This is a genomic window from Klebsiella sp. PK01 (genome assembly GCF_057624675.1).
In genome coordinates, this window is sequence record NZ_JBYEZM010000006.1 from 81,307 (window position 1) to 94,154 (window position 12,848).

The window sequence follows — 12,848 nt, forward strand, 5'->3', positions numbered from 1 at the left end:
GGAGGGTTGGTATGGCCGCCGAACCTTAACCCATCGCGCTTTCGCGCAGGCGGGCTTTCAGCTTGTTGTACTCGTCGATCACGTACTGCTCCGCCGCGCGCTGATCGGCAATCCGCTCAACGTTAACCGCGCAGTACTTGTACTCCGGCGTTTTGGTTATCGGGCTCAGGTTCTCCGACACCAGCTCGTTACAGGCGCCAATCCACCACTGGTAGGTCATGTATACCGCGCCTTTATTCGGCCGATCGCTGACCTGCGCGCGGGTGATGATGCGCCCCTTACGCGAGTTGACCCACACCAGCGCTTCATCCTCGATGCCTAACCGTTCGGCGTCGGCGGTGTTGATTTGCGCATAGCCCGGTTCATCCGCCAGCGCCGCCAGCGCCGCACAGTTGCCGGTCATCGAACGGCAGGAGTAGTGACCGACCTCGCGCACCGTTGAGAGCACCATCGGGTACTCGTCGGTGAGCTTATCGATCGGCGCGACCCAGTCGCAGGTGAAGAACTGCGCCAGCCCGTTGGGGGTATCGAACTTCTCTTTAAACAGATACGACGTCCCCTGGTCAGCGTCGGACTCATCGCGGCATGGCCACATGACGTAGCCGAGCTCGCCCATTTTTTCATAGGTGGCGCCGTAGAAGTCCGGGCACAGATGCCGCAACTCATCCCAGATCTCCTGGGTATTGTTGTAGTGCATCGGATAGCCCATCCGGGTGGCGATTTCGCTGATGATCTGCCAGTCGGTTTTCAGGTCCCACTTCGGCTCCACCGCTTTAAAGAAGCGCTGGAAGCCGCGGTCCGCTGCGGTATACACGCCTTCGTGCTCGCCCCACGAGGTGGACGGCAGGATGACGTCGGCCGCGGCGGCGGTTTTGGTCATGAAAATATCCTGGACGATAACCAGTTCCAGCTGTTCAAACGCCTTGCGCACCGCGGAAAGCTCGGCATCGGTCTGCAGCGGATCCTCGCCCATAATATAGGCGGCGCGGACTTCGCCGTGTTCGGCGCGGTGCGGCAGCTCGCTGATGCGGTAGCCGGTATGTTCCGGCAGGCTGTCGACGCCCCAGGCTTTAGCGAACTTCTCGCGGTTTTCCGGGAACTTAACGTACTGGTAGCCCGGATAGGTATCCGGCAGCGCGCCCATATCGCAGGCGCCCTGGACGTTGTTCTGCCCGCGCACCGGGTTGACGCCGACGCTCGGCTTGCCGAGGTTGCCGGTGAGGATCGCGAGGCTGGTCAGTGACCGCACGGTCTCCACGCCCTGGTAGAACTGGGTGACGCCCATGCCCCATAGGATGGCGGCGGATTTGGCGCTGGCGTACATCCGGGCGCAGGCGCGGATCTCCTGAGCGCTGACGCCGGTTATCTCTTCCACCGACTCCGGCGTGTAGCCTTCGACGATTTTGCGATACTCCTCGAAGCCCTCGGAACGGCTGGCGACGAAGGATTTATCGTACAGATCCTCTTCAATAATAACGTGGCCAATGGCGTTGAGCAGCGCGATATTCGAGCCGTTCTTCAGCGCGATGTGCATGTCGGCGATGCGCGCGGTTTCAATCTTGCGCGGGTCGCAGACGATGATTTTCGCCCCGTTGCGTTTGGCGTTAATGACGTGATTCGCCACGATAGGGTGGGAATCCGCCGGGTTGTAACCGAAGATAAACACCAAATCGGTGTTATCAATCTCCGTGATGGCATTACTCATGGCGCCGTTACCGACCGACTGGTGCAGACCTGCAACCGAAGGGCCGTGTCAGACGCGAGCGCAGCAGTCGACGTTATTGGTACCAATAACGGCGCGCGCGAATTTTTGCATCACGTAGTTGGTTTCATTACCGGTCCCGCGGGAGGAGCCGGTGGTCTGGATCGCGTCCGGGCCATATTTTTCTTTAATGGCGCCAAGGCGGGTGGCGACGTAATCGAGCGCCTCGTCCCAGGAGACGGCTTCCAGTTTGCCGCCACGCTGGCGACGGATCATGGGGGTTTTGAGACGCGGGGTCAGGATCTGGGTATCGTTAATGAAGTCCCAGCCATAATAGCCTTTCAGACACAGGGTTCCCTGATTGGTTTTCCCCTGCGCCGCCTCAGCCCGGACGATTTTGCCGTTATCGACCACCAGGTTGATTTTGCAACCTGATGCGCAATACGGGCAAACCGTGACGACTTTTTTCATCGGTTTTGCTCCAGTTAATCAATTAGCGCTGACGCGCAATCGACCGTCACTATGCATCTTCTATGCCATGTTTTCATTGTGGGTATTAACGGATAGTACGCGGCTTTTTTGGGCGAAATGCTGACGAAAAACAGGTCATCGTCAGTTTTGACGTGACGAAAAGCCCGGAGATGTGACGCCGATTATAAAAACGGCAGCGAAAAATGGATTTGTCGTCGCCCGCTTGCACAATCGACCAGACTGACACTATTCCCGCCAGGCAGAGGTAAACCATGAAACCGGTCATTTTAGTGATTGATGATGACACCGCGATCTGCGAGCTGCTGGGCGACGTGCTCGGCGCCCACGCGTTCGAGGTGGTGGCCTGCCAGAACGGCGGCGAAGCGCTGGCGACGGTCGCCCGGCGCGCAGATATCGCGCTGGTGCTGCTGGATATGATCCTGCCGGATACCAATGGTTTGCTGGTGTTACAACAGCTGCAGCGCACGCGGCCTGAGCTACCGGTGATAATGCTTTCCGGCCTGGGAAGCGAATCGGATGTGGTGGTCGGGCTGGAAATGGGCGCCGACGATTACATCGCCAAACCGTTTAATGCCCGGGTAGTGGTGGCGCGCGTAAAGGCGGTGCTGCGGCGCAGCGGGGCGATCGGCGCGGAAAGCCTCGTGCCGGGCGGGGAGCATGGGCTGTTGTTTAACGGCTGGCGACTGGATACCCGCCGCTGTGAGCTGTTTAATCCCCAGCAGCAGAGCGTGGCGTTAACCCAGGGGGAGTATGGGTTGTTGCTGGCGCTGGCGCAAAACGCCCGCCGGGTTCTGAACCGTGAACAGCTGCTGGCGCTGACCCATAATGAGAGCATGGAAGTATTCGACCGCACGATCGATGTGCTGATCATGCGCCTGCGGCGTAAAGTTGAGGTCAATCCGCATCAGCCCACGTTGATTAAAACCCTGCGCGGGCTGGGCTACGTTTTCGCCGCTGACGTTATCCATAACGACAAAGCGGCGTAGGGCGAAAAGAGACCCGTCAGCCGCTTTGCTGCGTTATTTCACCGTCCAGCCCTTGTAGCTGCTGACGTTATTTTTATCGATCATCTTCACCGGGATCAGCACCGGCGCGGCTGGCGCGGGCTTGCCCTGCAGAATGTCATAACCGATTTCCACCGCCTTCGCCGCCATGACCTGCGGGTCCTGCGCCGGCGTGGCGACGAACAGCGAATTCTTACGCTTCAGCGCCTCTTCGCCGTCCGGGCTGCCGTCGACGCCCACGATAAAGAACTCATTACGTTGCGCCTGTTTCGCCGCCAGATCGGCGCCAATCGCCGTTGGATCGTTAATCGCGAACACGCCGTCAATCTTCGGATTCGCCGCCAGCAGCGATGTCATCACTTCCAGCCCGCCTTCGCGGCTGCCTTTAGCGTTCTGGTTGGCGGAGAGGATTTTGATATCCGGATGTTTTTTGAATTCGGTTTCGCAGCCTTCGACGCGGTTCTGCACCGCGGAAACCGGCGGTCCGTTGATAATCACCACGTTGCCTTTGTTGTTCAGGCGATCGCTAATGTATTTACAGGCCATCGCGCCCGCCTGGGTGTTATCGGAGGTGATGGTGGCATCGGCGCCTTCGGCGGCGACGTCAACCGCCACCACCACGATCCCGGCCTCTTTCGCCCGCTTCACCGCCGGGCCGATACCTTTTGAATCAGCGGCGTTGAGGATGATCATATCGACTTTGGCGGCGATAAAATTATCGATCTGCGCTACCTGCTGTCCCAGGTCGTAGCCGCTCGACACCAGCGTGACCTTCACTTTGTCCCCCGCCAGCTTGCGCGCTTCCAGCTCGGCCCCCTTGGTGATTTGCACGAAAAACGGGTTGGCGAGGTCGCCCACCGTCACGCCTATCGCTTGTAGATCTTTGGCCGACGCAAAAGGGGAGGTGGCCAGCAGCGCGCCGGCACATAGCGCGGTCACTATCGGTTTTAAACGCATTCGCTTTTCCTCGCAGGTAAGATGTTGTTATGCACTTTGATGGTGTCGGGTACGGTATTTGTCGATCAGCACCGCTATGATGATCACCGCCCCTTTGATCACCAATTGCCAGAAGTAGGAGACGCCCATCAGCGTCATACCATTGTTAAGAGTGGCGATAATCAGCGCTCCTACCAGCGTACCGGTGATGGTGCCGATACCGCCGACGAAACTGGTGCCGCCGAGGATCACCGCGGCAATGGCGTCCAGCTCATAGCCGACGCCGAGGTTGCCGTTGGCGCTGTACAACCGCGAGGCGCTCATCACCCCGCCGAGCCCGGAAAGCAGCCCGCTCATGCCATAGACGAACAGCAGCACCAGCCAGACTTTAATTCCCGTCAGCCGCGCCGCTTGCATATTGCCGCCGACGGCGTAGATATGAATACCGAGGGTGGTGCGGCGCAGGATAAACCAGCATACCGCCACGACCGCCAGCGCAATCACCACCAGCCACGGCACCGGGCCGAGATAGTTATTGCCGATCCACTCAAAGCTAATATCGGAGTTAATCACCGTGGTGCCGTCGGCCAGCAGATAGGCGGCGCCGCGCAGCGCGGTGTAAGTGCCAAGGGTGACAATAAACGGCGGTAGCCCGGCGAAGGCCACCAGCGCGCCGTTGAACAGCCCAAGCAGCAGACCAAGCATCAGGGCCGCCGGAATCGACAGCATCGCGAATTGCGGGATGAGCGATACCACCATCGCCGCAACCGCGGTGGTGCCGAGAATTGACCCCACCGACAGATCGATACCGCCGGTAAGAATAATAAAGGTCATCCCCGCCGCCAGCACGATGTTGATAGAGGACTGGCGGGTAATATTCAGCAGGTTGCTTTCGGTAAAGAAGTTCGGCGCGACGAAGCCGAACACCGCGACGATCAGGATTAAAATCGGCAGGATGCCGACGGTTTGCATCAGGTCGCCCATCAGCATTTTTTTTGCCGAGGCGGATTTCGCCGCCGGCGCGGAGGTCTCTTTCGGTATGCTCATGCTTGTCCTGCCTTAAGGTGAGAATCGTTCACGCCGGTCGCCAGCGTCATAATGCTTTCCTGACTAATCTCGCCAACCTGCAACTCGCCGGCGATAGCGCCTTCGCGCATCACGTATACCCGGTCGCTCATGCCTACGATTTCCGGCAATTCGCTGGAGATCATTAAAATGGCGACGCCCTGGCGGGCCATCTGATTCATGATGCGGTAAATCTCGCTTTTGGCGCCGACGTCAACGCCGCGGGTCGGTTCATCCAGGATGAGAATGCGCGGGCCGATCGCCACCCAGCGTGAAATCAGCAGCTTTTGCTGATTGCCGCCGGAAAGCCCGCCGGCGCGCACCTGAGCATGCGGGACGCGGATGTTCAGCAGTTGGATGGCGTCATCGGAGATAGTTTGCGCTTTCTTACGGTCGAGCATTCCCCAATTGGCGTCGCGCTCAAGCGTCGCCATGGTGATGTTCTCCTGCGCCGCCAGTTCGAGGAACAGCCCCTGTTCCTTACGGTTTTCGGTCAGAAAGCCGATCCCGAGGTCGATAGCTTCGCGCGGCGAGTGAATAACCACCGGTTCGCCGTCGATTTCAATCACCCCGGCGGTGGCTTTGCGGACGCCGAAAATCAGCTGCGCCAGTTCGGAACGCCCGGCGCCGACCAGCCCGGCCAGGCCAACGATTTCCCCGGCGTGCACCACCAGGCTGCTGGGATACACTTTGCCGCCGTCGCTAAGATCCTGCACCCGCAGGCGTGGCTGGCCGCGCGGGATATCGCGCTCTTTATTGAACAGATCGCTGAGCGGGCGGCCAACCATCATGCGCACTAATTCGGGGGCGCTAAGGCGATCGCGGGTGAGGCTGCCGACGTACTGGCCATCGCGCAGCACGCTGACCCGGTCGGAGAGTTCATACACCTCCGCCATGCGGTGGCTGATATAGATGATCGCCATCCCTTCATCGCGCAGGCGCAAAATCAGCTCAAACAGGCGCTGCGTTTCCCGCGAGGAGAGGGCGGCGGTGGGCTCATCCATCACCAGAATGCGGCTGTTGCGATGCAGCGCGCGGGCGATTTCCACCTGCTGCTGTTCGGCGATAGTCAGCTTCATCACCCGGTCGCTGGCTTTGAACTGCGCGCCGAGCCGGTCGATAACCGCCTGCGCCTGGGACTCCATCTCTTTGCGTTGTACCAGACCGCCGCGGGAAAGCTCGCTGCCGAGGAAAATGTTTTCCGCGACGGTGAGGTTCGGCGCCAGCTGCATCTCCTGATAGATCAAGGTGATCCCCGCCGCCAGCGCATCTTTCGGGCCTCTGATCGTCTGCGGTTGTCCGTCGATCAGGATCTCGCCGCTGGAGGCGGTATAGGCGCCGGCGAGGATCTTCATCAACGTGCTTTTTCCCGCGCCGTTTTCGCCCATCAGCGCGTGGATCTCGCCGGGCCAGACCGTCAGATCCACCCCTTTCAGCGCATAAAACTTGCCGAAAACTTTGGCGATGTTGCGCATGGATAGCACCGGTGTTCCCTGCATGCCTGCTCTCCTGGCTGCGTTATCGATATCGGCACTTCATCACCGCAACGTAAATGAGTGATGTCATCGGCCATTCATAATTGTCATATTTTTGAATAGTTAATGCAGATCACAATTACGCAGTGAAATTTTCTTCACCTTCGGCGACAGTCCGGGAATGATGGGAGAAAACGCCAGACCGGAGCCGCTATGTCTTCCCATCACCCGCATTTTTTCGTTAGCGCCCGCGGTCGCCTGCTGTCATTTAACTTGTTGATGGTGGCGGTGACGTTAATGGTCGCCGGGGTGGCGATATTTGGTTTTCGCCATGCCAGCCAGTTGCAGGAGCAGGTACAGCAGCAAACGCTCAGCGACATGAGCGGCAGTATGAATCTGGCGCGCGATACCGCGAACGTCGCTACCGCGGCGGTGCGACTGTCGCAGGTAGTAGGCGCGCTGGAGTATAAAAGCGAAGCGGAACGTCTGCTGGAAACCCAACAGGCGCTGAAGCATTCGCTGAGCCAACTGGCTTCGGCGCCGCTGGCGCGGCAGGAACAGACGCTGGTGGCGAGCATTATCCGCCGCAGCAACGAGCTGCAGCAGAGCGTCGCCGGCATGCTGGAGCGCGGGCAACGCCGCCATCTGCAGCGTAATGAACTGCTGAGCGCGCTGTATCAAAACCAGAGCTATTTGCGCCATTTGCAGGATCTCAACGATCGCGAGGGTAAACCGGCGATCGATCCTCAGCGTTTAAACGAAATGGACCGGCTGATCGTCGCCGCGATACACACCGCCACGCCGCGCTCGATCGTTCTGCAGCTCGATGACATCAGACGCTTTTTACCGCGTAATGATAGCGATTCTGAGCGGGCGTTTATCCTGCCGGATTTCAACGCCGAGCTGGCGCGGCTGGCGCCGCTATCGGCGCAGCTTGAAGAGAGCGATCTGGCGATCGGCTGGTATATGTTTCATATTAAAGCGCTGGTTGCGCTGCTTAATGATGATATTAATCAGTATGTTGCCAGAGTTGCCCAGGCATCTGAGGCGCGAGCGGCGCAAAGCCACCAGCAGTTGCGCTCCATCAGCGCGTTTATCCTGCTGGCGGCGCTGCTGGCGCTGGCGATTACCGGCTGTGCGGGCTGGTATATCTATCGTAATCTCGGCCTTAATCTGAACGCGATATCCGGCGCGATGTCGCGGCTGGCGCACGGCGAGCAGAATGTGACGGTGCCGGCTCTGCAGCGGCGCGATGAGCTTGGCGAACTGGCGCGCGCCTTTAACGTTTTCGCCCGCAATACCGCTTCCCTTGAACACACTACCCGCCTGCTGCGGGAGAAAACCACCCAGATGGAGATTGACCGCCTTGAGCGACAGGGGCTGGAGGAGGCGCTGCTGCATAGCCAAAAAATGAAAGCCGTCGGCCAGCTTACCGGCGGCCTGGCGCACGATTTTAACAACCTGCTGGCGGTTATTATCGGCAGCCTCGAACTGGTACAGCCGGATGAGCGCGATGCGCCGCGGATATCGCGGGCGCTGAAGGCTGCCGAACGCGGCGCCTTACTCACTCAGCGGCTGCTGGCCTTTTCGCGTAAACAGGCGCTGAACCCGCAGGCGGTGGCGCTACAGCCATTGCTGGAGAACGTCTGCGAGCTGATGCGCCATTCGCTGCCTGCCTCTTTGCGTCTCGAAATTGAAGCACAGTCGCCTGCCTGGCCGGCATGGATCGATGTCGGACAACTGGAAAACGCCATCATCAACCTGGTGATGAACGCCCGCGACGCCATGGAGGGGCGGTCAGGCATTATCGCGCTACGCACCTGGAACCAGCGGGTCACCCGTAGCGATGGACGACGTCAGGATATGGTGGCGCTGGAGGTGATTGACCACGGCAGCGGCATGTCGCAGGAAATTAAAGCGCAGGTCTTCGAGCCCTTTTTTACTACCAAACAGACCGGCAGCGGCAGCGGGCTTGGGCTGTCGATGGTGTACGGTTTTGTGCGCCAGTCGGGCGGGCGCGTAGCGATTGAAAGCGCGCCGGGGCAGGGCACCACCGTACGTTTACAGCTACCGCGAGCCACGTCAGCGGTGGAGGAGGAGCGACCGCCGTTGGATAGCGAACCGATGGCGATCGGCGAGCGGCTAGCGCTGGTGCTGGAGGATGAAGCCGATGTGCGCCAGACGTTATGCGAGCAGCTGCATCAGCTGGGCTGGCTGACGCTGGAGGCGCAAAGCGGCGAGCAGGCGCTGCAGATGCTGGCGGCCTCCGGGGATATCGCGTTGTTGATTAGCGATTTAATGCTCCCCGGCGGGCTGAGCGGCGCCGAGGTTATTCACGAAGCGCAACGCCGTTTCCCGGCGGTGGCGCTGCTATTGATTAGCGGCCAGGATTTGCGCCCGGCGCATAACCCGGCGTTGCCGGAGGTGGAACGGCTGCGCAAGCCTTTTACCCGTATGCAGCTGGCGCAGGCGTTGCGTGCGGCGATGGCGCGGATTTGAGATTCCTCCGCTACACGCGGCAAATAGGGTTGATTAAGGTATCGCCAGTACCCTGATGAGACCGGCCCCGATGAAACGTTACGCAACCGCTCTGTTTTTTTGCACGCTGGCGCTGAGCAGCCAATTGGCCCACGCCGATATTATTGATGACGCTATTGGCAATATTCAGCAAGCCATCAACGATGCCTACAATCCGGGCAGCAGCCGTTCCGACGACGATGACGGGCGCTATGACGACGGACGCTACGATGACGGCAGCTATCAGGGCAGCCGCCAGCAGCGTAGGGATAATCAGCAGCAATATAACGATCGCCAGCGCCAGCTTGACGACCGCCGTCGCCAGCTGGATGAGCGCCAGCGCCAGCTCGATAGCGATCGCCGCCAGTTGGAAAGCGATCAGCGCCGCCTCGACAACGATTATTGATTTTCCCGGTCACGCTGCCGGCTAATCGAGCACGATCTCCATACCGTCGTATCCCGCCTCGAAACCTTTCGGCAGCGAGTTATCCATCATCCACTGGTCGAACTGATGGCTGATATGAGTGAGGATCACCCGCGGGCAGCCAAGTACCTGGTTCAGCGCGCGCACGGTATTCAGGTCGCTGTGGTTGCGCGGCGCCTGTGCTCTGGGCTCGTAGCTGCAATCGATGACAATCACCTGCGGCTGATTATTAAGTAAAAACTTCAGCGTCTTCTCCGGCAGCCCGGCGGTATCCGCAAGCCAGGCCACCCGGCTGTGCGCCGACTCCAGCAGATAGCCGTAGGTCAGCTTTGAGTGGATTAACGGCAGCGGCGTGACCTGTAGCCCCTGTAGTTCAAATACCGTGAAGGGGGTAACGGTGTGGCTAAAATCGAGGATGCCGGGATGCTTAAACAGATCGTCGCAGCCGATGTCATCCGGCGGGCCGTACACCGCAATCGGATCGCCCACGCCCCAGCGCAGGGGGAACAGCCCCTGTACGTGGTCCATATGGTAATGCGTCAATAAAATCTGCTGGAAGCTACCCGCGGGCTGGCGTTCCGCCAGGTCTGCCAGCCCGGCGTCGAGCAGCGTGACCGCATGGTTAAAGCGCACCACCGCGCTGCAGGGGCGGCGGCGATAGCGCGCATCGGCGCGGGCGCGCTGGCAGGCGGCGCAGTCGCAGCCGAAGACCGGCACCTGCTGGGCGCCGCCGGTGCCGGTCAGGCGGATCGTCAGGCTCATCGTATTACCTTATCCTCAGGCATGCTGATTCTCTTCACGCCCGGCGTGCTGGCGCAACAGCTGGAAGAAACGCTCTACCGATTGCCCAAGGCTGCCGTCGTTATTCAACGTCAGGCAATCGGCCGGTTTATAACGCGCGGCGCGTTGCAGTCGCTGGTCGATTTCCACGGCATTTTCCCGGCCGCGCTGTTCCAGCCGCTGGCGCAACACCTGTGGTGAGACTTCGAGACAAATCGGTACCAGTACGTCATCGTAACGTTCCCGCGCCTGCGCCAGATGCGCGCGCGAGCCGTTGGCGACGACATCGAAACCGGCATGCAGCCAGAGGTCGATCTCCACGCCGACGCCATAGTAATTATTGTTGGCATGCCAGCTGAGGGCGAAAAGATTACGCTCGGCGCGGGTGAAAAACTCATGCTCGCTCAGCGCAATATGGTTCTCGCAGCCCGCCTGGTGCGGTCGGGTGATGTAGCGATGCGCGACCAGCAGTTGCGGATGCTCACGCTGGCGCAGCGCGGCCAGCAGACTATCTTTTCCCGACCCGGAAGGGCCGACCAGCCAAATCAGTTTTCCAGGCATTAAAAGACCCTCTTTCCCTGACGCCAGACGTGATCGATATGGACGTGCTCGCCGCGGCGGTGCGCCAGTACCAGATCGGCGCGTTTGCCTTCGGCGATGACGCCGCGGTCATGCAGACCCAGCGCCTGCGCCGGATGTTTGCTGACCAGACGGATAGCCTGCGCCAGCGTGAAAGCGTTGTCGTCGCTATCGGCGATACGGAAAGCGGCATCAAGCAGGCTGGCGGGGTAGTAGTCGGAAGAGAGAATATCTAACAGGCCGCTGGCGGCTAGTTGATGCGCGGCGACATTGCCGGAATGCGAGCCGCCGCGCACGATATTCGGCGCCCCCATCAACACATTCATTCCGTGCTGGCGCGAAGCCTGCGCGGCGGCCAACGTGGTAGGAAATTCGGCGATCACGCTGCCAAGCTGGTGGGATTCGGCGACATGTTCATGAGTGGCGTCGTCGTGGCTGGCGAGAGCGATTTGGCGTTCCCGGCACATCGCGGCGATAGCCTGGCGATTAGGCTGCGACCAGGCCGCCGCCAGCGCCATTTGCTCCTCTTCGAAGCGTTCCATCTGCTCGCCGCTGAGCTGATATTTGCCCTGATAATATTCGCGATATTTTTCGCGGTTGGCGAACTGGCGTTGACCCGGCGAATGGTCCATCAGCGACACCAGAGTGACCGGCTCGCGGTCGACCAGCTTTTCAAACAGCGGCAGAGTGGTGTGGTGCGGCAGTTCACAGCGCAGATGCAGGCGGTGCTCGGCGCGGTTAAGCCCGCGTTTTTGCGTCTCTTCCACCGCGTTGATCATCTTTTCCAGATTCTCAAGGCGGTCGCCGCCGTCGCGCACGTCGCCAATCGCCACGGCGTCGAGTACGGTGGTGATGCCGCTGGCGACCATCAAAGCATCATGGCTGCTCATCGCCGAGTGTGCAGGCCAGTCAACCTTTGGCCGCGGGGTGAAGAATTTATCCAGGTTATCGGTATGGAGTTCGATAAGCCCCGGCAGCAGCCAGCCGCCTTCGCCATCGAGGGCGCCGGGCAGCCGGCTCTGGCTTTCGGCAAAGGCGTAAATCCGCCCCTCCTGCACTTCCAGCGAACCGTCGATGGTTTCGTCTTCCAGTACCAGCTTTACGTTATTGATTATCATACTGTGATACCCATTGGGTGCAGGCGGTCGGCGACCTGACCGCGTACCGTTTCATCATGGAAAATACCGACGATGGCCGCGCCGCGGGCTTTAGCCTGCTGGATCAGCGCCACCACCGCGGCGCTGTTGTTGGCATCCAGCGAGGCGGTGGGTTCATCAAGGAGTAAAATCGGATAGTCGACCGCAAAACCGCGGGCGATGTTGACCCGCTGCTGTTCGCCGCCGGAAAAGGTGGATGGCGCCAGATGCCACAAACGCTCCGGCACGTTGAGATGGCTCAGCAGACGGGCGGCTTTAGCGGCGCTCTCTTCGCGCGGCGTCCCGAGCTCAAGCAGCGGCTGCATGACGACTTCCAGCGCGGATATCCGCGGGATCACCCGCAGAAACTGGCTGACCCAACCGATGGTGGTTTTACGCACTTCCAGCACCTTGCGCGGCGTGGCGGTCACCAGATCCACCCATTCGTCGCCGTGGCGGATATGAATATGACCGCTGTCCGGCAGATAGTTAGCGTACAGCGAGCGCAGCAGCGTCGATTTGCCGCTGCCGGAATGGCCGTGCAGCACCACGCACTCCCCGGCGTTAACGGAGAGCGAAGCGTCGGCGAGCACCGGCAGACGTACGCCGTGCTGTTGGTGCAGAACAAAGGTTTTATGGATGTTTTCAACGCGGATCATTTTAGCCCTCTCGGGGTTGGAGTGCCGGGTGGCGCTTCGCTTACCCGGCCTACGAATAACGCACCTGTAGGCCGGATAA

11 protein-coding genes are annotated in these 12,848 nt (G+C 60.1%); 3 read left to right on the forward strand and 8 right to left on the reverse strand.

Features of this window, described 5'->3' with window-relative positions; genetic code table 11:
- Positions 1 to 25: 25 nt before the first annotated feature.
- Positions 26 to 2,173: a formate dehydrogenase subunit alpha gene (fdhF, locus tag AC22LX_RS19190; protein WP_308958424.1), complete on the reverse strand. Its 2,148-nt coding sequence runs from the start codon at positions 2,171 to 2,173 to the stop codon at positions 26 to 28.
- Positions 2,174 to 2,445: 272 nt separating this feature from the next.
- On the opposite strand from fdhF, the gene AC22LX_RS19195 reads away from it, so the two are divergent.
- Positions 2,446 to 3,180, forward strand: a complete 735-nt coding sequence (locus AC22LX_RS19195; RefSeq protein WP_042894288.1) for a response regulator — start codon at positions 2,446 to 2,448, stop codon at positions 3,178 to 3,180.
- A 33-nt stretch (positions 3,181 to 3,213) separates the two neighbouring features.
- On the opposite strand, the gene AC22LX_RS19200 is transcribed toward AC22LX_RS19195, so the two are convergent.
- From AC22LX_RS19200 to AC22LX_RS19210, 3 genes are read right to left on the reverse strand one after another with little or no spacing between them, the layout of a single operon-like run.
- Positions 3,214 to 4,155: an ABC transporter substrate-binding protein gene (locus AC22LX_RS19200; RefSeq protein WP_045396533.1), complete on the reverse strand. Its 942-nt coding sequence runs from the start codon at positions 4,153 to 4,155 to the stop codon at positions 3,214 to 3,216.
- 27 nt (positions 4,156 to 4,182) lie between these two features.
- On the reverse strand, positions 4,183 to 5,181 hold the full coding sequence (locus tag AC22LX_RS19205; protein ID WP_045380370.1) for an ABC transporter permease subunit: 999 nt from the start codon (positions 5,179 to 5,181) through the stop codon (positions 4,183 to 4,185).
- Positions 5,178 to 6,698, reverse strand: coding sequence for a sugar ABC transporter ATP-binding protein (locus AC22LX_RS19210; RefSeq protein WP_487334145.1), 1,521 nt, complete (start codon positions 6,696 to 6,698; stop codon positions 5,178 to 5,180). Before AC22LX_RS19210 ends, AC22LX_RS19205 begins: the two co-directional genes overlap by 4 nt.
- Positions 6,699 to 6,887: 189 nt before the next feature.
- Between AC22LX_RS19210 and AC22LX_RS19215 the strand changes: the two genes are divergently transcribed.
- Positions 6,888 to 9,173, forward strand: coding sequence for an ATP-binding protein (locus AC22LX_RS19215; protein ID WP_487334146.1), 2,286 nt, complete (start codon positions 6,888 to 6,890; stop codon positions 9,171 to 9,173).
- Between the two features lie 70 nt (positions 9,174 to 9,243).
- Positions 9,244 to 9,597: a DDRRRQL repeat protein YjdP gene (gene yjdP, locus AC22LX_RS19220; protein WP_045396524.1), complete on the forward strand. Its 354-nt coding sequence runs from the start codon at positions 9,244 to 9,246 to the stop codon at positions 9,595 to 9,597.
- Positions 9,598 to 9,618: 21 nt separating this feature from the next.
- Here yjdP and phnP read toward each other — a convergent pair whose 3' ends face one another.
- The 4 genes from phnP to phnL are packed head-to-tail and all read right to left on the reverse strand — an operon-like array spanning position 9,619 to position 12,769.
- Positions 9,619 to 10,377: a phosphonate metabolism protein PhnP gene (gene phnP / locus AC22LX_RS19225; RefSeq protein ID WP_047050397.1), complete on the reverse strand. Its 759-nt coding sequence runs from the start codon at positions 10,375 to 10,377 to the stop codon at positions 9,619 to 9,621.
- Positions 10,378 to 10,392: 15 nt separating this feature from the next.
- Positions 10,393 to 10,956 carry a ribose 1,5-bisphosphokinase gene (phnN, locus tag AC22LX_RS19230; RefSeq protein ID WP_045396519.1) on the reverse strand — a complete coding sequence of 188 codons (564 nt, stop codon included), beginning with the start codon at positions 10,954 to 10,956 and terminating at the stop codon, positions 10,393 to 10,395.
- Positions 10,956 to 12,092, reverse strand: coding sequence for an alpha-D-ribose 1-methylphosphonate 5-triphosphate diphosphatase (phnM, locus tag AC22LX_RS19235; protein WP_045396516.1), 1,137 nt, complete (start codon positions 12,090 to 12,092; stop codon positions 10,956 to 10,958). The genes phnN and phnM overlap by 1 nt, the downstream gene beginning before the upstream one ends.
- Positions 12,089 to 12,769: a phosphonate C-P lyase system protein PhnL gene (gene phnL, locus AC22LX_RS19240; RefSeq protein WP_045396513.1), complete on the reverse strand. Its 681-nt coding sequence runs from the start codon at positions 12,767 to 12,769 to the stop codon at positions 12,089 to 12,091. Before phnL ends, phnM begins: the two co-directional genes overlap by 4 nt.
- Between the last annotated feature and the right edge of the window lie 79 nt (positions 12,770 to 12,848).